The sequence below is a fragment of the Gordonia sp. NPDC003425 genome (assembly GCF_053588635.1).
The window spans coordinates 255783-276538 of record NZ_JBSFQI010000004.1 but is presented as its reverse complement, the minus strand read 5'-3'; the positions used below and the strand labels follow the sequence as shown (position 1 = coordinate 276538).

Sequence of the window (20756 nt, the reverse complement as noted above, 5' to 3'; positions counted from 1 at the left end):
CGTCCGGATCAGCAATCCGCGCACAGCCGTTCTGCCGGAAGGAGGCCGATGGTGGCCGACGATGCCGACACGGTGACCAATGGCGCACAGCCGGTGCCGGACACCGAGCGCTCGTCTGCGCCGGAGACCACCGCCGCCGCGCCCGACACCGCACACACCTCCGCGTCCCGGCGGGTCCGGGCACGCCTGGCCCGCCGTATGACCGCCACCCGCAGCCCGGTCCGTCCGGTCCTCGAGCCGCTGGTGACGCTGCACCGGGAGATCTATCCCAAGGCCGACGTCGCGTTGCTGCAACATGCCTACGACGTGGCCGACGAACGCCACCGCGGGCAGACGCGCAAGTCCGGGGATCCCTACATCACCCACCCGCTCGCGGTGGCGACCATCCTCGCCGATCTCGGCATGGACACCACCACCCTGGTGGCGGCCCTGTTGCACGACACCGTCGAGGACACCGGCTACAGCCTCGATCAGCTCGAATCCGACTTCGGTTCGGAGGTCGCCCACCTCGTCGACGGGGTGACCAAGCTCGACAAGGTGGCACTGGGCAGCGCCGCCGAGGCCGAGACCATCCGCAAGATGATCATCGCGATGGCGCGCGATCCGCGGGTGCTGGTGATCAAGGTGGCCGACCGGTTGCACAACATGCGGACGATGCGGTTCCTGCCGCCGGAGAAGCAGGCACGCAAGGCCCGTGAAACGCTCGAAGTGATTGCGCCGCTGGCACATCGGCTCGGTATGGCGACGGTCAAGTGGGAACTCGAGGATCTCTCGTTCGCCATTCTGCATCCCAAGCGCTACGAGGAGATCGTGCGGCTGGTGGCCGACCGCGCGCCCTCGCGCGACACCTACCTGGCGCGGGTGCGCGCCGACATCAACAACGCGTTGTCGGCGGCCAAGATCTCCGCGACCGTCGAGGGACGGCCCAAGCACTACTGGTCGATCTATCAGAAGATGATCGTCAAGGGACGCGAGTTCGACGACATCCACGATCTGGTGGGGATGCGCATCCTGTGCGACGAGGTGCGTGATTGTTACGCGGCGGTCGGCGTGGTGCATTCGCTGTGGCAGCCGATGGCAGGACGTTTCAAGGACTACATCGCCCAGCCCCGCTTCGGCGTGTACCAGTCGCTGCACACCACGGTGATCGGCCCGGAGGGCAAGCCGCTCGAGGTGCAGATCCGCACCCATGACATGCATCGCACCGCCGAGTTCGGAATCGCGGCGCACTGGCGCTACAAGGAGAACGGCTACAAGGACCGCAAGTCCGGCCGACGCTCCGATATCGCCGAGGTCGAGGACATGGCGTGGATGCGTCAACTCCTCGACTGGCAGCGCGAGGCCGCCGACCCCGGCGAGTTCCTCGAGTCGTTGCGTTACGACCTCGCGGTCAAGGAGATCTTCGTCTTCACCCCCAAGGGTGACGTGATCACGCTGCCCGCGGGTTCCACCCCGGTCGATTTCGCCTACGCCGTGCACACCGAGGTCGGGCACCGGTGCATCGGCGCCCGGGTCAACGGTCGCCTCGTCGCGCTCGAACGCACGCTCGAGAACGGCGAGGTGGTGGAGGTGTTCACCTCGAAGGCCGCCAACGCCGGTCCGAGCAAGGACTGGCAGAACTTCGTCGTGTCCCCGCGAGCCAAGGCCAAGATCCGGCAGTGGTTCGCCAAGGAGCGTCGCGAGGAGGCGCTCGAGGCGGGTAAGGACGCCATCGCCAAGGAGGTCCGCCGCGGCGGACTCCCGTTGCAGCGGCTGATGAGTGCGGAGTCGATGGCCGCGATCGCCAAGGAACTGCGCTACAGCGACGTCACCGCCCTCTACACCGCGGTGGGCGAGAACCACGTGTCCGCGCGGCATGTGGTGAATCGACTGCTGGCCTCGCTCGGCGGCATCGACGACGCGGCCGAGGAGATCGCCGAACGCTCCACACCGTCGACGATGCCCGCGCGCACCCGCACCGGCGGCGATGCAGGCGTCGTGGTCGAGGGGGTCGACAACGTCGCGATCAAGCTGGCCAAGTGCTGCACACCCGTTCCCGGTGACGACATCCTCGGATTCGTCACTCGCGGCGGTGGTGTCAGCGTGCACCGCACCGACTGCACCAACGCCGACGAACTGCGCCGGCAGAACGAGCGCATCATCCCGGTGGCGTGGGCGCCGTCGGCCGAATCGGTGTTCCTCGTGGCGATCCAGGTGGAGGCCCTCGACCGGCACCGGCTGCTGTCGGATGTCACCAAGGTGCTCGCCGACGAGCGGGTGAACATCCTGTCGGCGTCGGTCACCACCAGCCGCGATCGGGTCGCGATCAGCAAGTTCACCTTCGAGATGGGTGACCCCAAGCATCTCGGACACGTGCTCAACGTGGTCCGCAACGTCGAAGGTGTCTACGACGTCTACCGGGTGACCTCGGCGGCCTGACCCTTCCCGCGTCACGGTTTCCTTCCCGCGCACGGGATTCCGTACGCGGGAAGGAATTCGATGCGCGGGAACGGTTGGCGTCCTGTCGCGGCGGCGCCTCAGTCCAGGTCGCCGCCGGTGATGGTCGCGGCGGTGATGGTGACCGGCAGCTTGGGCTTGCCGTCGGTCGGTTCACCCGAGGGACCCGGCGTGACGCCGCCGGCGGCGACCTTGTCGAGGACCTTGAGCCCCTCGGGGTCCACCTTGCCGACCACGGAGTAGTCGGGGGAGAGCTGGCTGTCCTGGATCACCAGGAAGAACTGGCTCGACCCGGTGTTGCTGCTCTGCCCGCCCTGGTTGCTGTTCGCGATGGCGATGGTGCCGCGCGGGTAGATCACCGCCTGCTGACCCGTCATCGGGTTCGGCTGCCCGGCCGGCTTCAGGTTCGTCGGCGGCTCGTCGGGACTGCTCCAGCCGGGGCCGGAGGCGCCGGTTCCGGTGGGGTCACCGCACTGCAGCACCTTGAGGGTGTCGCTGGTGGTCATCCGGTGGCACGGTGAGTCGTTGTAGAACTTGTCCTGGATCAGCGAGATCACCGCACCGGTGTTGCACGGCGCGCTCGCGCGGGTCAGCGTCACCGGAATGGTGCCCTGGGTGGTGTCGAAGGTCGCCGACACGTCACCCGACTTCAGCTGGCGGTCGCCGGGTTTGGGCGCGGTCCTCTTCTTCGGGATGCCCTCGGCGATCATCTTGTTCATCTCGGCGGCGTACTTGCGGTACTCGTCGACCTGATTGGCCGGGACGCCCTGCGGTGGGTCGGTGGGGATCGGTTTGAGCCGGTCGGGCTGATTCTCGTAGGTGCACGACGTCCACCGCGCCGCTTCCCTGTCGTCGAGGATCTTCTTGACCACAATGGTGGTGACCGTGGCCACCACTGCCACCACCAGCACCGTCGACACCGAGGTGATGATGATGCGGCGGCGTCGACGCTCCTGACGTTCGCGTTCGAGCCGCTCTTCCAGCTTGCGCTTGGCTGCCTCGCGGCGCTCCTCGTTGGTGGTCACGCTGGTGGCCCCTCCTGACACGTCTGACTGGCAACCCGTTGGGCGGTATCGACACGCAAGTGTGCCAGCACACCCTGAGAGTTCCCCAGCCAGGTCCGTCGTGGGCGCGTCGTGGCCGGGTGGTCGACGGGGACTTGGCCGGGTGGTGGGAGGGCATTGTCCCGGGTGGTGGGCGGGCACCGTTACTGCCTGGTCCACAATGGACAGCGGGTGAACGCAGGCGGGCGCCACCCCGCACGGCCCGAATGAGGAGACCACATGCTGATCACCGGATTCGCCGCGGGCATGTTCCAGACGAACTGCTACATCGTGGCGCGGGAGCAAGGCGCCGAGGCGATCATCGTCGACCCGGGCCAGGATGCGGGTCCGCGGGTGAAGGAACTGCTCGCCGAGCACCGACTCACCCCGGTGGCGGTGCTCCTGACCCACGGCCACCTCGACCACACGTGGAGCGCCGCGGATCTGTGCGACGAGTTCGCCATTCCCGCCTACATCCATCCCGCCGACCGACATATGCTCGCCGACCCCGGATCGGGTCTGGGGCGGGCGCTGGAGGCGGTCATCGGGGCGCTGAAGTTCCGCGAACCCGAGAAGGTGGTGGAGTTCGGCGACGACGAGGCGGTGGAACTCGCCGGAATCCGGTTCTCGGTGGATCTCGCGCCCGGCCACACCCAGGGATCGGTGCTGCTGGGCACCGACGTCGAGGTGGCCGGCGACGACGGTGCGCCCGTTACCGTGCCGGTGTGCTTCTCCGGTGACGTACTGTTTGCGGGATCGATCGGGCGCACCGACCTGCCCGGCGGCAACCATCAGCAGTTGCTCGACTCCATCGCGGCGAAACTGTTGCCGCTCGCCGACGACACCCAGGTGTTGCCCGGACACGGGCCGCAGACCTCGATCGGACAGGAGCGAGCGACCAACCCGTTCCTCGCGGATCTCGGCGAACCGGGCCGACAGAAGGGAAGCAGAAGACTGTGAGCGCCGATTTCACCGCGCCCAAAGGCATCCCCGACTACTACCCGCCGAACTCGGCGGACTTCCGGAAGGTGCGCGACACCTTCACCGAGGCGGCCCGGCGTGCCGGATACGGGCACATCGAGTTGCCGATCTTCGAGGAGACGGCGCTGTTCGCCCGCGGTGTGGGCGAGTCGACCGACGTGGTGAGCAAGGAGATGTACACCTTCACCGACCGCGGCGACCGGTCGGTGACGTTGCGTCCCGAAGGCACCGCCGGGGTGGTACGCGCGGTGATCGAACACGGCCTCGACCGCGGCCAGCTACCGGTGAAACTCTGCTACGCCGGACCGTTCTTCCGCTACGAACGGCCCCAGGCCGGGCGCTACCGGCAGCTCCAGCAGGTCGGGGTGGAGGCCATCGGCGTCGACGATCCGGCGCTCGACGCCGAGGTCATCGCGATCGCCGACGAGGGCTACCGGCGGCTCGGACTGTCCGGTTTCCGGCTGGAGATCACGTCGCTGGGCGATGACACGTGCCGGCCGCAGTACCGGGAAGTGCTGCAGGAGTTCCTGGCCGGACTCGACCTCGACGACGCCACGCGTGAGCGGGCGAGGATCAATCCGCTGCGCGTGCTCGACGACAAGCGACCCGACGTGCGCGCGGCAACCGCGAACGCCCCACTGATGCTCGACCACCTCTCCGACGACGCGCGCGGGCATTTCGAGAGCGTGCTGTCGCATCTGCGTCAGCTCGGGGTGCCCTACGAGATCAACCCGCGACTCGTGCGCGGACTGGATTACTACACCAAGACCACGTTCGAATTCGTGCACGACGGGCTGGGCGCGCAGTCGGGGATCGGCGGTGGTGGACGATACGACGGACTCATGCGCCAGCTCGGCAGCAAGCAGGATCTGTCCGGCATCGGGTACGGACTCGGTGTGGACCGCACCATGCTCGCATTGCAGGCCGAGGGCGTCGCGCACGCCGACATCGCCCGCTGTCAGGTGTTCGGGGTGCCGTTGGGCACCGATGCGAAAGCTGAATTGGTCGGTGTCGCAGGACAATTGCGCAGCGCCGGGATCAGCGTCGACCTCGCCTACGGCGATCGTGGACTCAAGGGCGCGATGAAGGCGGCCGACCGGTCGGGGGCCCGGCTCGCGCTGGTACTCGGGGATCGTGAGCTCGCCGACGGCAAGGTGGAGGTCAAGGATCTCGCCACCGGCGACCAGCATCAGGTGGCGCTGGAGCGCATCGTCGACGAGGTGCGTGCACTGCTCGGGCAGTGACCCTGACGAAACCGGCAATGCGCACGATTCGCCCGCGAATCCTGTTGGTGCACTGGACTATCCGATCCGCTTGAGATGCCTGTCCGGAAGGTCAGTTCGTCATCGGTTCGCCTGTTCAGATGAGAGTGCCGTGCGTACGGTCGCCCCATGACCGATATCGACACTCGCCGACGCACCGGGCGGATCAGGTCGGCGCTCACCCCGCGCGAATGGGCGAGCGTGGGCGGCATGATCGCCGTCGTGGCGGCGCTGCACGTCGTCGGGTGGGTGACGCTGGTGGTGTTCGTCGCGCCCGAACACTTCACCGTCGGGCAGAAGACCCTCGGTGTCGGGATCGGGCTGACCGCGTACACCCTCGGGATGCGCCACGCGTTCGACGCCGACCACATCTCCGCCATCGACAACACCACCCGCAAACTCATGGCCGACGGCAAACGGCCCATGACGGTGGGATTCTGGTTCTCCCTGGGTCACTCCACGATCGTGTTCGGCCTCGCCGTGCTGCTCGCGTTCGGGATCAGGGCACTCGCCGGACCGGTCGAGGACGATTCGTCGGCGCTGCACCACGTGACCGGGCTGATCGGTACCACCGTCTCGGGCGGTTTCCTCTACCTGATCGCGGCGATCAACGTGGTCATCCTGGTCGGCATCCTGCGGGTGTTCCGGGACATGCGCAACGGCGTCTACGACGAGGACCGGCTCGAAGAGCACCTCAACAACCGCGGCTTCATGAATCGCCTACTCGGCCGGTTCATGAAGGTGGTCACCAAGCCGTGGCAGATGTACCCGATCGGGGTGCTCTTCGGTCTGGGCTTCGACACGGCGACCGAGGTGGCACTGCTGGTGCTGGCCGGCTCGAGCGCTGCGGCGGGCCTGCCCTGGTACGCGATCCTGTGCCTGCCGGTGCTGTTCGCGGCGGGAATGAGTCTGTTCGACAGCATCGACGGATCATTCATGAACTTCGCCTACGGCTGGGCGTTGGCCAATCCGGTGCGCAAGGTCTACTACAACCTCATCATCACCGGATTGTCGGTGCTGGTGGCAGTGGTGATCGGCACCATCGAGATCCTCTCGCTGCTCGCCGACGAGTTCGGGTGGACCGGACCGTTCTGGGACGACGTGTCCGGCCTCGATCTCAATGCTCTCGGGTTCGTGATCGTGGGACTGTTCGTCATCACCTGGATCGTGTCGCTGGCGGTCTGGCGGTATGGCCGGATCGAGGAACGCTGGACCGCGCGACTGGTCCCGGCGACGGCGTATCCGGGGTCGTCCGGTTCGTCGATCACCGGGTCACTCGGTCCAGACTGAGCGCGCCCCACTGTCGCCCACCAGGAACACCATGACGATCGAACCGACCGCCGCGATGACCACCACCGTCGACAACGTCACCGACACGATGCGGTAGGTGCGGTCGGATACCGACGGAACCCGTTGTCGCAGCACCGGAATCGTGATCGCCCACCCGAGGGTGATCGCGACGAACAGGGGAGCGACCCAGTAGATCATCTGGTCTCCGAGGTCGATGTGGCGCGCCAGTACCGAATTGGGCTCCTTGGTCTTCGCCAGCGATTCCCCGGCCGACGTGGTCAGCGGGGTGATGATCATGGCGACGAGCGCCACGATCGGGGTGATCACGCCCAGCCGTCGCCGCGCGGCCGGCCAGAGCGCGGCGGTGATGCCGAGAATCGCGGCCAGCGGGATCGCGACGACGGCCAGGTGCACGAACAGCGGATGGGCCGGAAGCCCGTTGATGGTTCCCATGACCCACGACCCTGTCGCAACGGTGCTGTGAAAACGCTGAATGTGTGAAGCATTGCCTACATCGAGTGCGGCTCAGCGGGTCATCTCGCTGCGCAGGACGTCCAGGCTCACCCCGCCCAGCGAGAGCGCGCGGGTGTGGAAATCCTTGAGCGACCACCCGCGGTGCCGGCCCAACGCCACCTCGCGGGTCTGTTCCCACACCCGCTGCCCGAGCGCATACGACGGTGCCTGACCGGCCCAGCCGAGATAGCGGTTGAGTTCGAACCGCAGCACGGCCCGGTCCATGGCGACCGACGAGGTCAGGAATCGCCACGCCTTGTCCGCATCCCAGATCCCGCCGCCCAGCGATTCCGGGGCGGGCAGTCGGCAGTGCACGCCGATGTCGACGACCACACGCGCAACCCGCAGCCGCTGCGAATCGAGCATGCCCATCCGGTCACCCGGGTCGTCGAGCCAGCCCAGTTCGGCCATGAGGCGTTCGGCGTAGAGCGCCCAGCCCTCACCGTGACCAGAGGTGAACGAGGCGAGTTTGCGCCACGAGTTCAGATCGGGGTCGACGATCGCCGACCCCAGCTGCAGATGATGGCCCGGGACGCCCTCGTGGTAGACGGTGGTCTTCTCCTGCCACGTGTGGAACACGGTCTGGCCGGGCGGCACCGCCCACCACATACGGCCGGGACGCGACAGGTCCGCGGTGGGCTGGGTGTAGTAGATGATGCCCGTCGACGACGGCGCCAGCCGGCACTCCAGCCGGGTGAGGCGTTCGGGGATGTCGAAATGCGTGCCCGCCAGACCGGAGACGGCCGCATCGGACGTCGCCTGCATCCACGCCACGAAGGCGTGCCGGTCGTCGATCTGGTAGCGCGGGTCGGCGTCGAGGAATCCCAGGGTGTCGGCCACGCTCGCGCCGGGGCCGAGCAGATCGTCGGCGATGGCCTGCTGTTCGGTGACGATCGAGCGCAGATGGTCCAGCGCCCAGGCATACGACTCGTCCGGGTCGACGTCGGTACCCAGATAGTGCGGTAGGCGCAGCAGATAGCGGTCGCGACCGATGGAGTCGTCGTCGGTGGCCCGCGGCAGCACCCTGGTGCGCAGCACCTCGGCGAGATGGTCGAAGGCGGTGCCCGCCGACGCGAGTGCGGTGTCGAGGTCGGCGGCCAACCGTGGGTCGTCGGCGAGTGGCCCGGTGTTGGCCGAGATGGCGTCGGTCGCGGCGTCGGCCTGTGCTGCCACCAGTTCTGCCTGCCGCGCGGCGATGGGCGGGCCCACCGACAAGCGGCGGTCGAGCCCGGCGATCATCGTCGCCACGCTCGCCGGGATCGCCGCGATCCGGTGGATCATGTCCGCACGCTGATCGGCGGTGTCGGTGGGCATCAGGTCGAAGATGTCGCGGACGGCCTGCAGGGGCGACGCGATCACATTGCACTCGCCGGTCAGTTCGCCGGCGTCGGCCAGGGCGAGTTCACGGCGCAGACTTGCCCGCATGGTCGCGACGGTCACGCGGTCGATGTGATCGACCTGCTCGGCGGCGTCGAGCGCGGTCAGCGTCGCACGGTTGAGGTCCGCGCGCGCGATCACCGCGTCGGGGGAGAAGTCGGTCAGCACGCGGTCGTGCCCGGCGACGCCGTACTCGGTGGCCAGGATCGGGTCGAGGTTCACCGACGCGGCCACATGCGCGTCGGCGATCGCATCCACCTCCGACGGCGAGCGCCGCGACGACCGAGCGGTGCTCACAAGTCGTTGGTCGCGAAGGTGTCGCACTGGCGCGGGTCGCCCGACTTGTAGCCGACGGTGAACCAGCGGGCGCGCTGCTGGGCCGAACCGTGGGTCCAGCCCTCCGGGTTCGAATTGGCCCCCTGGATGGTGTCGTCGCCGATCGCCTTCGCGGTCTGGATCACCCCCGCGATCTGGTCGGGCGTCAGCGGTTTGAGGGTTGCGTTGGGTCCCTCGTCGGCGTGCGTGGCCCAGATCCCGGCGAGGCAGTCGGCCTGCAACTCCACCCGCACCGACCCCGACAGCGGCCCCTGCGAGCCCATCCGCTGCCCCTTGGCCAGCGCACCGGTCAGGTTCTGCACGTGATGTCCGTACTCGTGCGCCACCACGTACTCCTGGGCGAGGGCGCCGTCGCTTCCACCCATCCGTTCGAGTTCGGCGAAGAACGACGGGTCGAAGTAGGCGGTCTTGTCGACGGGGCAGTAGAACGGCCCGGTGGCCGCGGTGGCCGCGCCACAGCCGGTGTTCACCGAGCCGCTGAAGATCTTGGTCTGCGGCGGGGTGTAGCCCTTCATCAGCGTGGGCCACGTGGTGTCGAGGCTGTTCGTGGTGGCCTTGATCAGGCAGATCGCGTCGCCGTTGTTGGCCATCTCGAAGGTGCAGGAATCCAGGTGCTGCTGGATCTGCTCCTGCGACGCGGAGTTCGTGGTGGCGCCCTGACCGGAGGACCCGCCGATGACGTCGCCCGGGTTGATGCCGAACAACAAGGCCACGATGGTGATGATCAGACCGGCGCCACCGCCCAGCGCGATGCGTCCGCCGCCGCCTCCTCCACCGCCACCGCCGGAGGAGACGGAACCGCTGTCGATCGAGCCACTACCGCTGAACGTCACGGGGAAATGATCGCACGCCCCGACGACGATCCGGCTGATTCCGTCGCGAGCGGACCCATCACACCGGGTTGATGGGCCACACGCGCCACGAACTACCATCGGTGATGTTCACGACGCCCCGGCCGCATGTTCGATGCGCGGGTGCGCGTCACGTCCCGCCAGGAAGGAACTCAGTGCTCCGCACGCATTTCGCCGGTTCGCTGCGTCGCGCCGACGCGTCGCAGACCGTCACCGTCGCCGGATGGGTGGCCCGCCGCCGCGATCACGGCGGAGTGGTGTTCATCGACCTGCGCGACAGTTCCGGCCTGGTCCAGGTGGTGTTCCGCAACGAGGCGGTCGCCGAGCAGGCCCACCGCCTGCGCGCCGAATACGTCATCGCGGTGACCGGTGTGGTGGAGGTGCGCCCCGAGGGCAGCGAGAACCCTAACCTGGCGTCGGGTGACGTCGAGATCAACGCGGTGACGCTCGAGGTGCTCAACGAGGCGGCCCCGCTGCCGTTCCAGCTCGATGAGACCCCCGGTGAGGAGACGCGACTGAAGTACCGCTACCTCGACCTGCGTCGCGACGCGCCGAACGCGGCGATCCACCTGCGGTCGAAGGTGAACGCGGCGGCGCGCGGCGTGTTGGCCGCCCACGACTTCGTGGAGATCGAGACCCCTACCTTGACGCGTTCGACACCCGAGGGAGCCCGCGACTTCCTGGTGCCCGCACGCCTGCAGCCGGGAACCTTCTACGCCCTGCCGCAGAGCCCACAGTTGTTCAAACAGCTCCTCATGGTCGCCGGTATGGAGCGCTACTACCAGATCGCGCGCTGCTACCGCGACGAGGATTTCCGCGCCGACCGCCAGCCGGAGTTCACCCAGCTCGACATCGAGATGAGCTTCGTCGACGAGGACGACGTGATCGCGCTGGCCGAGGAGATCGTCGCGGCCCTGTGGAAGGTGATCGGCGTCGAGATCACCACTCCGATCCCGCGGATCACCTACGCCGAGGCGATGCGGCGATTCGGCACCGACAAACCCGACCTGCGGTTCGGCATCGAGCTCGTCGAATGCACCGACTACTTCGCCGACACCCCGTTCCGCGTGTTCCAGGCACCCTATGTCGGTGCCGTGGTGATGCCCGGTGGGGCGTCGCAGCCGCGTCGCACCCTCGACGCCTGGCAGGAATGGGCCAAGCAGCGCGGCGCCAAGGGCCTGGCGTACGTGCTGGTGGCCGAGGACGGCACCCTGGGCGGTCCGGTCGCCAAGAACCTCTCCGAGGAGGAACGCGACGGCCTGGCCGCCCATGTCGGCGCCAACCCGGGCGACTGCGTGTTCTTCGCGGCGGGTCCGGCCAAGGCGCAGCGCGCCCTGCTCGGTGCCGCGCGCGGCGAGATCGCGACACGTCTGGGCCTGATCCCGGCGCCCGGCGACCCCATCGATCCGGCGACCGCGGACTGGGCGTTCACCTGGGTGGTCGACGCGCCGCTGTTCGAACCGGCCGACGAGGCCACCGCGGCCGGCGACGTCGCCGTCGGTTCCGGAGCGTGGACGGCGGTGCACCACGCCTTCACCTCGCCCAAGCCCGAATCGCTGCCCGCGCTCGAATCCGATCCGGGTGCCGCGCTGGCCTACGCCTACGACATCGTGTGCAACGGCAACGAGATCGGCGGCGGGTCGATCCGTATCCACCGACGTGACGTGCAGGAACGCGTCTTCGCGATCATGGGCATCAGCCACGACGAGGCGCAGGAGAAGTTCGGCTTCCTGCTCGACGCCTTCGCCTACGGCGCCCCGCCGCACGGCGGTCTCGCCTTCGGCTGGGATCGCATCACCGCGCTGCTCGCCGGGGAGAGTTCGATCCGCGAGGTCATCGCATTCCCCAAGTCCGGTGGCGGCGTTGACCCGCTCACCGAGGCGCCCGCCCCCATCACCGCGCAGCAGCGCAAGGAATCCGGAATCGACGCCAAGCCGAAGGCCAAGACGGCGCCCGAGACCCCCGCCGACACTCCTGCCACCAACTAGTTCCGGCGGTTGTCCACACCGGTGACATGACACGTCGCCGATGGTGCCGGTCCGACCCGTGAGCCCGATGTCCGGCGGGCGCCGTACCGGCATCTGTGATGAGATTTCTACTCGGGCATCCGCCGTATCAACGACCTGTGGGGAGAGCGACCGGTGACAATCAAGGTGGCGCTGGAACACCGTACGAGCTACGCGTTCGACCGTGCCGTCAAGATCTTCCCGCACGTGGTGCGCCTGCGTCCGGCACCGCATTCGCGCACACCGATCGAGGCCTACTCGCTGAAGGTCGAGCCCGGCGACCACTTCCTGAACTGGCAGCAGGACGCGTTCAGCAATTACATGGCGCGGCTGGTGTTCCCGGAACCGTCGTCGTCGTTGTCGATCACCGTCAGCCTCGTCGCCGACATGACCGCCATCAATCCGTTCGACTTCTTCATCGAGGACTGGGCAGAGAACTACGGGTTCACCTACCCGGAGGATCTGCGCGAGGACCTCGAGATCTTCTTGCGCCCGGTGGGCGTCACCGCGGGCGAGTTCGCCGGTGCGCCGGTGCATCCGTCGATCGCCGAGTTCGCGGCGGCGCACAAGCCGGTCACCGAGACACGCATCATCGATTTCCTCGTGGCGCTCAATCAGGCTGTGCGCGAAGCGGTGGGGTACACGGTTCGCCTCGAACAGGGCGTGCAGACACCCGAGTACACACTGTCGAGCGCGATCGGTTCATGTCGTGACTCCGCCTGGCTGCTGGTGGCGTTGCTGCGTGAACTCGGACTCGCGGCCCGCTTCGTCTCCGGCTACCTCGTGCAGTTGACCTCCGACATCAAATCGATCGACGGTCCGTCGGGTCCCGACGCCGACTTCACCGACCTGCACGCGTGGACCGAGGTGTATCTGCCCGGCGCCGGCTGGGTCGGTATGGACCCCACCTCGGGCCTGTTCGCCGGGGAGGGACACATCCCGCTCGCGGCCACCCCCAATCCTGGTGGGGCCGCGCCGATCACCGGTTCCACCGGTCCCTGCCACGCCACCCTCGACTTCTCCAATGTGGTGACCCGATTCCACGAGGACCCGCGGGTCACGTTGCCCTACACCGCCTCCCAGTGGAAGCGGGTCTCCGAACTCGGCGCCGAGGTGGACGCCAAGATGGCCGAGAACGACGTGCGGCTCACCATGGGCGGGGAACCGACGTTCGTCTCACTGGACAACCAGAGCGATCCCGAATGGACCACCGACGCCGACGGTCCGCACAAGCGCGAACTGAGCTCGGCACTCGCGGCCCGCCTCAAGCAGGCCTATGCGCCGCAGGGCCTGGTGCAACGCAGCCAGGGCAAGTGGTATCCGGGAGAACCGTTGCCGCGCTGGCAGATCGCGTTGATGTGGCGCAACGACGGACAGCCCGTCTGGCGTCGCCCGGAGTTGCTGGCCGATCCATGGGCCACCCGGGCCGCGGCGGCGGCGAGCATCAAGACCGAGACGGCCGGTCCGGCGCCGGATGCCGTGACCGGCAACGGGGGCGCGGAAAAACTGTTGACCGCGTTCGCCACCCGCCTGGGCCTACCCACCTCGCAGGTGATGCCGCTGTTCGAGGATCCCCTCGTCCGCATGGCCGAGATGGCCGCGCTGCCGCCGGGAGATCCGGGCGCCGATCGCACCCTGGCCACCGCGCGCCTGGCCACGTGGGCCAAAGCCGCCGCCGAGGCCGACGACGACGATGACGAGTCGGCCGCCGACCTCGGACCCGACGATGACTCGGTCACTGCACGTCGGGACATGCTCGCCAGACTCGACGCCGCCGTCACCGGCCCCACCGGCCATGCGCTGCCGCTGAGCCGCTCCGAGGACGGCACCACATGGCAGAGCGCGCAGTGGATCACGCGTCGGGGACGACTCGTGCTGACGCCGGGAACCTCGCCGGCCGGTCTGCGTCTGCCACTGGATTCGCTGTCCTGGGGTCCGGCGCCCACCATGTTCGTCGCCGACCCGTCGGTGCCCGCCGATCCGCTGCCTGCCGACCCCGCCGACGCCCTCGGGTACACGGTGACCGAGATGGACCCCGATGAGTTCATCCCGCGCACCGCGTTGGTGACCGAGAATCGCGGCGGTGTGCTGTATGTCTTCCTGCCGCCCACCGGGGAACTCGAGGAGTACCTCGCGATCGTCGAGATGATCGAGGACGCGGCCGCCGAGATCGGCACCCCGGTGGTGATCGAAGGCTACGGGCCGCCGTCAGACGGCCGGCTCACCACACTGACCGTGACACCCGATCCCGGTGTGATCGAGGTCAACGTGCAGCCCACCGACAGTTTCGTCGAACAGTCCGAACTGCTCGAATCGCTCTATGAGCATGCCCGGCACGTGCGCCTGGGCACCGAGACCTTCGATCTCGACGGAAGTCACGGCGGCACCGGCGGTGGCAACCACATCACGCTCGGCGGCACCACACCCGCCGACTCGCCGCTGCTGCGCCGACCCGACCTGCTGGTGTCGATGCTCACCTACTGGCAGCGGCATCCATCGCTGTCGTACCTGTTCAGCGGCAAGTTCATCGGCACCACATCACAGGCGCCGCGAGCCGACGAAGGGCGCGAATCCGCCCTCTACGAGTTGGAGATCGCGTTCGCCGAGATCGATCGGCTCGCCGTCAAGACAGCGGTCGCGGGCAAGCACGCCAAGGGCGAGCCAACCGCGCCGACCGTCGGGGAACCGCCCAATCCGTGGGTCACCGACCGTGCGCTGCGGCACCTGCTCACCGACATCACCGGCAACACGCACCGCGCCGAATTCTGCATCGACAAGCTCTACAGTCCCGACTCGCCGCGCGGCCGGCTCGGGCTGCTGGAGCTGCGCGGCTTCGAGATGCCCCCGCACCACCAGATGGCGATGGTGCAGTCGTTGCTGGTGCGTTCGCTGGTGTCGTGGTTCTGGGAGAGCCCCTACCGGTCGCGGCTGATCCGCTGGGGCGCCGACCTGCACGGCACACAGTTGTTGCCCTACTACGTGATCGCCGACATCTCGCTGGTGGCCGAGGAACTGCGGGAGGCGGGCTATCCCTTCGACACCGCGTGGCTCGATCCGTTCACCGAGTTCCGCTTCCCGCGATTGGGGACCGTGCAGATCCGCGATCAGGAGGTGGAGTTGCGCGGCGCGATCGAACCGTGGAACACCCTCGGTGAGGAATCCACGGGCACCGGCACCGCCCGGTACGTCGACTCGTCGATCGAGCGGGTCCAGATCCGCGTGCAGGGGGCCGACGACGACCGGTTCGTGCTGACCTGCAACGGGTTTCCGATCCCGCTGCGTTCCACCGGCCGCGCCGGTGAACGGGTGGCCGGTATCCGGTTCCGGGCGTGGCAGCCGCCGAGCGCGTTGCACCCGACCATCGGTATCGACACGCCGCTGACGTTCGATCTCGTGGACACCACCGCCGGACGGTCGGTGGGCGGCGCCACCTATCACGTGGTCCACCCGGGTGGACGGGCCTACGACCGGCCGCCGGTCAACGCGGTGGAGGCCGAGTCGCGACGCAACGGTCGTTTCGAGGCGTCCGGGCACACCAGCGGCTCCGTCGACATCGGTTTGCTGCGGGAGCGTCAGGCCCGTCAGGCCACCGACAGCGGGGTACCGGGCATTCTGGACCTCCGACGGGCACGTACAGTTCTCCGGTGACCCTTTCTGCGGGCGGCGGACTGCCCGCGGTGTTCGACCGATACCGCTCCGACGGCTACGCGCTGTTCGACCTCGCGCAACTCCAGGCGGGCGGTGTCGCACCCGCGGCCACGTCCGCCCACTTCGACGAGATGCTCGATGCAGGCGGCGCCGCCCGGCCTGCCTGGGAGCAGTTGATCGCCGGCTACGGCCTGCGCGGTGACGCGCGGTTGCAGGCCGCGGCGGCGCGGCTGACCAGTGCGGTCCGCGACGACGGCGTGGTCTACAACCGGGTGATCGGCTCGGAGACCGTGCCGATGGACTGGCAGATGGATGCGGTACCGCTGGTCGTCGACGGCGTGGAATGGGCCGAACTCGAAAAGGGCATCACCCAGCGGTCGGTGCTGCTGGATCTGATCCTGCGTGACCTCTACCGCGATCAGAAGACGGTGACGGCGGGTCTCATCCCGCCGGAGATGGTGTTCGGGCATCCCGGCTACATCCGTAAGGCGGCCCGGTTGGAGGTCGCCGGACCGCACGCCCTGTTCCTGCACGCCCTCGACCTGGGGCGGCTGCCCGACGGTGGGTTCGCGGTTTACGCCGACCGCACGCAGGCGCCATCGGGGATCGGGTTCGCCATCGCCGACCGTCGCCTGCTCTCGCGGACATTCCCGCAACTGTTCCAGGCCTGCGCGCCGCGACCGATGACCACCTTCGCCGGCACCCTGCGGTTGGCCCTGTTCGACTACGCCCCACCCGGTGTCGACGACCCGACGGTGGCCGTGTTCAGTCCGGGCAGCATGTCGGAGACCGCGTTCGATCAGGCGTACCTGGCGTCGGTGCTCGGGTTCCCGCTGGTCGAGGGCAGCGACCTCACCGTGCGCGACGGCGCGGTGTACATGCGGTCGCTGGGCAAGTTCAAACGCGTCGACGTGCTGCTGCGACGCGTCGACTCCGCCTACTGCGATCCGTTGGATCTGCGCACCGACTCGCGTCTGGGAGTCGCCGGGCTCGTCGAGGCCATCTCGCGCGGCAACATCACCGTGGTCAACACACTGGGCAGCGGGGTGCTGGAGAATCCGGCGCTGCACACCGTGCTCGAACGGGTGGCACCCATGCTGATCGACGAGGACCTGGCGCTGCCGTCGGTACCCACCTTCTGGGCCGGTGATGCGCTGCAGGCCACCAAGATCCTCGGCGACCTCGACTCGATGGTCGTGACCAACATCCGCACCGGCGAGGAGTTCGTGGGCGCCGGCCTCGACCATGCCACCCGCGAGCAACTCGCCGCCCGCATCCCCGCCCATGGCTGGCAGTGGGTGGGCCGCACGATCGAGCACTACTCGGTGGCACCCACCATCACCCCCGGTGCACTGCCCGCGCGCGCCCAGGGCGCGCTGCGGGCGGCGCCCGTGTCGATCCGGGCCTTCAGTGTGACCCAGGGACCCACCTACACCGTGATGCCCGGCGGGCTGGGATCGGTGCTGGCCGACGGAATCGACGGTGCCGCATTGCACTCGGTGGCCGCCAAGGACATCTGGGTGACCAATCCGGAGGTCGGCGGGCATGTGTCGAGGCGGTCGGAATCACGCAGCGAACCCGACGAGGTGGTGCCGATCGCCACCGGGCGTCCGGTGTCGACGGGCTATCTGGACGTCGCGGCCGCCGGCAGCCCGCGCGTGCTGGCCGACATGTACTGGTTCGGCCGGTACGGGGAGCGCACCGAACTGGTGACCAGGCTGGCCAAGGTCACCCGCGAGCGGTATCAGGACTTCCAGTACCGGCCGTGGATGTCGGGTACCTCGGCGGTGCCGCTGCTGCTGCACGCGGTGGCCACGGTGACCGGTACGTCGCTCGAATTGGGCACCGGCGACATGCTCGTCGCCGACTCGTCACCCGCCCCGTCGCCCGACGAGGTCAATCGGGCGATCGAGAAGATCACCGAACTCACCGTCAACCGATTCGCGCCGGGCACCGTCGCGCACTCGGTGGATCGTCTCGTCGCCACCGCCCGCGCGGTGCGCGATCAGCTGTCGACGAGCACCTGGATGGTGCTTACCCCGGTCGAGCGGGCCATCGAATCACTGCACCGTCAGGTCGAACGCAGCCGCACCGACCTCGGCGCCGGCACCGGAATCCTGGGCGACGCCGCCCTCGACCTCGGGCCCGACCTGGCCCGAACGCACGAGAACATCCTGCACGGGGTGCTCGCGCTGGCCGGACTGCAGGCCGAGTCGATGGTGCACGACGCGGCGTGGCTGCTGATGGATCTGGGCCGCCGGGTCGAGCGTGTCATCACGCTGGCCGACCTGACCATCGCGATGTTCGCCGAACCGCACCAGACCGACGTGGAGCAGGCGCTGCTCGAGTCGTATCTCACCGCCAACGAGTCGTCGGTGATCTACCGTCGCCGCAACCGCGGTCTGTACCGGCTCGACACGGTGGCCGAACTGCTGCTGTTCGACGAGGCCAATCCGCGCGCCATGATCTACCAACTCGGCCGGATGCGCCGCGATCTCACAACGCTGCCCGACGCGCTGCGCTCGGCCGCGGCCGAGCGGTTGGTGGAGGAGATGACCGCCGAACTACGCCGGTCCGACCCCGACGACCTCGTCCATGTCGGCACCAGTGGCCGGCGCGAGGAACTGGTGGAACTGCTCACCGCGCTGCGTGAGGGTTCCCGCGAACTGTCCGACGTCCTCACGCGAACCCGGTTCGCGCCGCCCCCGATGGGGCAACCGATCTGGGGTGCCGGAGGTGGCAGCCAACCATGAGCCTGCCCGTGCCGTCCGCGCCGTCGGGGCGCCGACGCTACCGCGTGATCCACCGCACCTGCTACACCTACGACGACGAGGTCTCGTCGTCGTACGGTCGCTGCTATCTCACTCCCCGCGACCTGCCGCATCAGCGGGTCCACGAGACCGGCACGGTGATCGAACCCGAACCCGACGACCGGTCGATCGGACTTGACGTCTACGGCAACATCGACGCCTATTTTCACGTCCGCACACCCCACCGCGCGCTGGAGGTCACCGCCGTGTCGGTGGTCGACGTGGACCCGATCGATCAGGACCTGTTGCTCAGCCCGGAGGTGCAGGGGCCGTGGGAACAGGCGCGTCCCGACGGGGGACCGGGCACCCTCGCCGAAGAGTTCGTGCTCGACCTCGATCCCCCCGAGATCACCCCGGCCGTCACCGACTACGCCGCCGCGGTCTTCACCCCGGGCCGGCCGCTGATCGAGGCCGTCACCGACCTGACCGCGCGCATCTTCGGTGACTTCACCTACCGGTCCGGATCCACCGCGATCAGCACCCGCGTGGATACCGTGATGCAACGCCGCATGGGTGTCTGCCAGGACTTCGCCCGGGTGGCCATCGCGTGCCTGCGGTCGGTGGGACTCGCCGCACGCTACGAGTCGGGGTATTTGGCCACCGACCCGCCGCCGGGAACCGAACGCATCTTCGGCGCCGACGCCAGCCATGCGTGGGCGGCGGTGTGGCTGCCGGGCGACCGGTGGCTGGCCTTCGATCCCACCAACAACAAACTGGTCGACGAGCGGCACGTGACCGTCGCCTGGGGACGCGATTACGACGACGTCCCACCGCTGCGCGGCGTGATCTACACCGACGCGAAGAAGAGCGAGATCGAGGTGTCGGTGGACGTGAGTCCGCTGGTCGATCCGGCTGCCGGGGTGTGAGGCGACACCGAATGAATTACGTCGACGCGAATGACTCACGACATGCACAACAGAAGGGAATCATGCTGGTGACACGGCAATTCGGCATCAGCAATCCGGTTGCAACTCGGACAATGCCGATGACGAGCACCGAGGCGGTTCGGTAGCTTGGTGTATGCCATGACCGTCATCACAGAGAGTCGCATCACCGGGGTGATGCGCGCCGCGGAGGCGCTGCTGTCGCAGCGTGCGGGTTCGGCGGTGATCCTGGCCGATCCCGAAGACCTCGGCGGCAGCGGACGGACCTCGGTGATCCGGGTGCGTGTCGCGCAGAACCCGCTGTCGCTGGACCGCACCCTCGTCATCAAGGCCCTGCCCGACCACGAGGACCCGCGCGCGTTCCACCGCGAGATCGTCTCCTACAAATACGCCACCGCGCTGCCGAACTCGTCGCGGCCGGGACCGCAGCTGATCGCCTCGGACGCCGACACCCGGCTGATGGTGCTCTCCGACCTCGGACGCGGCACCACGATGACCGCGTTGCTCGGTGGGGTCGACGTGGTGGAGATCAGCCGCGCGGTCAGCGCCTGGGGACAGGCGTTGGGACGCATGCATGCGGCCACCTTCGGCGGCGAGGGCGACTTCCGTGCGCTGGAGCGCCGCGTCGCGGCCGGCGGTACCGCGGGACGCGACATCCTGCGAGACGAGGCGGTACGCGCGGTGGCCCGGGCCGCCGAGCGCGTCGACGCCCTCGGCATCCGGGTACCCGACGTGATCACCTCGTCGCTGACCGACGCGTGCGCCCTGTTCGACGAGGGCGAGCACCGGGCGTTCAGCCCGTCGGACGTGGGTCCGGAGAACATCCTGCTCAACGACGACGGCGTGCAGTTCATGGACTACGAGTGGGGCGGCTTCCGGGATGCCACCCTCGACATCGCCTACGCGCTGGTCACCGCGGCATCGCAGATGGGTCGCACCGGGGCGCAGCATCGACTCGACCTCGAGGTGTCGATGGTCGACGCGTGGCGCTCGGAGGTGGTGTCGGTGTGGCCGGCGCTGCAACGCGACCGCGTGATGCAGCGCGACGTGCTCACCGCGCGTCTGCTGTGGGTGTGGCTGTGCACCTCGTGGATGCTGCCGGCCGCGGCCCCGGACGCGATCGATTTCGACGTCATCGACGAGGTGCCGGCACCCCAGCACACCCACGACTGGGCGCTGCACACCAACGATCCGCGAGTGCTGGTGGACCGCTGGTCGGATCTGGCGGCGACAGCCGCGGGCACCGACCACGAGATCGCCGCGTTCGCCACCGAGGTCGGTGCGGCGTTGCAGCGGACGTGGCTGGACTGACCGATCAC

The 20756-nt window shown here is 68.4% G+C and carries 13 protein-coding genes; 9 read left to right on the top strand and 4 right to left on the bottom strand.

The features are described from left to right. The first annotated feature begins 48 nt into the window (after positions 1–48). Positions 49–2418, top strand: a complete 2370-nt coding sequence (locus ACWDTD_RS07545) for a RelA/SpoT family protein (RefSeq protein ID WP_449746460.1) — start codon at positions 49–51, stop codon at positions 2416–2418. Positions 2419–2516: 98 nt separating this feature from the next. On the opposite strand, the gene ACWDTD_RS07540 is transcribed toward ACWDTD_RS07545, so the two are convergent. Next, a complete protein-coding gene (locus ACWDTD_RS07540) occupies positions 2517–3461 on the bottom strand; it encodes a peptidylprolyl isomerase (protein ID WP_449746459.1) in 945 nt (314 codons plus the stop codon). Positions 3462–3719: 258 nt separating this feature from the next. Here ACWDTD_RS07540 and ACWDTD_RS07535 point away from each other — a divergent pair, with 258 nt between their 5' ends. The 3 genes from ACWDTD_RS07535 to ACWDTD_RS07525 all read left to right on the top strand — a co-directional run bounded on the left by ACWDTD_RS07535 (position 3720) and on the right by ACWDTD_RS07525 (position 7012). Further along, positions 3720–4439: an MBL fold metallo-hydrolase gene (locus ACWDTD_RS07535; RefSeq protein ID WP_449746458.1), complete on the top strand. Its 720-nt coding sequence runs from the start codon at positions 3720–3722 to the stop codon at positions 4437–4439. Then, positions 4436–5704 carry a histidine--tRNA ligase gene (gene hisS, locus ACWDTD_RS07530; protein WP_449746457.1) on the top strand — a complete coding sequence of 423 codons (1269 nt, stop codon included), beginning with the start codon at positions 4436–4438 and terminating at the stop codon, positions 5702–5704. Before ACWDTD_RS07535 ends, hisS begins: the two co-directional genes overlap by 4 nt. Before the next feature lie 147 nt (positions 5705–5851). Continuing rightward, on the top strand, positions 5852–7012 hold the full coding sequence (locus tag ACWDTD_RS07525; RefSeq protein WP_449746456.1) for a HoxN/HupN/NixA family nickel/cobalt transporter: 1161 nt from the start codon (positions 5852–5854) through the stop codon (positions 7010–7012). Here the strand turns inward: ACWDTD_RS07525 and ACWDTD_RS07520 are convergent. From ACWDTD_RS07520 to ypfJ, 3 genes are all read right to left on the bottom strand, one after another. After that, on the bottom strand, positions 6995–7465 hold the full coding sequence (locus ACWDTD_RS07520; RefSeq protein ID WP_449746455.1) for a DUF2231 domain-containing protein: 471 nt from the start codon (positions 7463–7465) through the stop codon (positions 6995–6997). The two genes, ACWDTD_RS07525 and ACWDTD_RS07520, sit on opposite strands and share 18 nt — an antisense overlap. Positions 7466–7537: 72 nt before the next feature. Beyond that, positions 7538–9199 (bottom strand): DUF885 domain-containing protein, encoded by a 1662-nt coding sequence (locus ACWDTD_RS07515; RefSeq protein ID WP_449746454.1) that lies wholly within the window; start codon positions 9197–9199, stop codon positions 7538–7540. Next, positions 9196–10071, bottom strand: coding sequence for a KPN_02809 family neutral zinc metallopeptidase (ypfJ, locus tag ACWDTD_RS07510; RefSeq protein WP_449746453.1), 876 nt, complete (start codon positions 10069–10071; stop codon positions 9196–9198). Before ypfJ ends, ACWDTD_RS07515 begins: the two co-directional genes overlap by 4 nt. A gap of 173 nt (positions 10072–10244) precedes the next feature. Here ypfJ and aspS point away from each other — a divergent pair, with 173 nt between their 5' ends. The 5 genes from aspS to ACWDTD_RS07485 all read left to right on the top strand — a co-directional run bounded on the left by aspS (position 10245) and on the right by ACWDTD_RS07485 (position 20748). Then, the gene (gene aspS, locus ACWDTD_RS07505) at positions 10245–12077 is read left to right on the top strand and encodes an aspartate--tRNA ligase (RefSeq protein WP_449746452.1); all 1833 of its coding nucleotides are present in this window, start codon (positions 10245–10247) and stop codon (positions 12075–12077) included. Between the two features lie 153 nt (positions 12078–12230). Further along, a complete protein-coding gene (locus ACWDTD_RS07500) occupies positions 12231–15743 on the top strand; it encodes a transglutaminase family protein (RefSeq protein ID WP_449746451.1) in 3513 nt (1170 codons plus the stop codon). Further along, complete coding sequence (locus ACWDTD_RS07495) at positions 15740–18496, top strand: circularly permuted type 2 ATP-grasp protein (RefSeq protein ID WP_449746450.1); 2757 nt, start codon at positions 15740–15742, stop codon at positions 18494–18496. The genes ACWDTD_RS07500 and ACWDTD_RS07495 overlap by 4 nt, the downstream gene beginning before the upstream one ends. Then, positions 18493–19419, top strand: a complete 927-nt coding sequence (locus ACWDTD_RS07490) for a transglutaminase family protein (RefSeq protein WP_449746449.1) — start codon at positions 18493–18495, stop codon at positions 19417–19419. The genes ACWDTD_RS07495 and ACWDTD_RS07490 overlap by 4 nt, the downstream gene beginning before the upstream one ends. 159 nt (positions 19420–19578) lie before the next feature. Next, positions 19579–20748, top strand: coding sequence for a hypothetical protein (locus ACWDTD_RS07485; RefSeq protein WP_449746448.1), 1170 nt, complete (start codon positions 19579–19581; stop codon positions 20746–20748). Positions 20749–20756 lie beyond the last annotated feature (8 nt).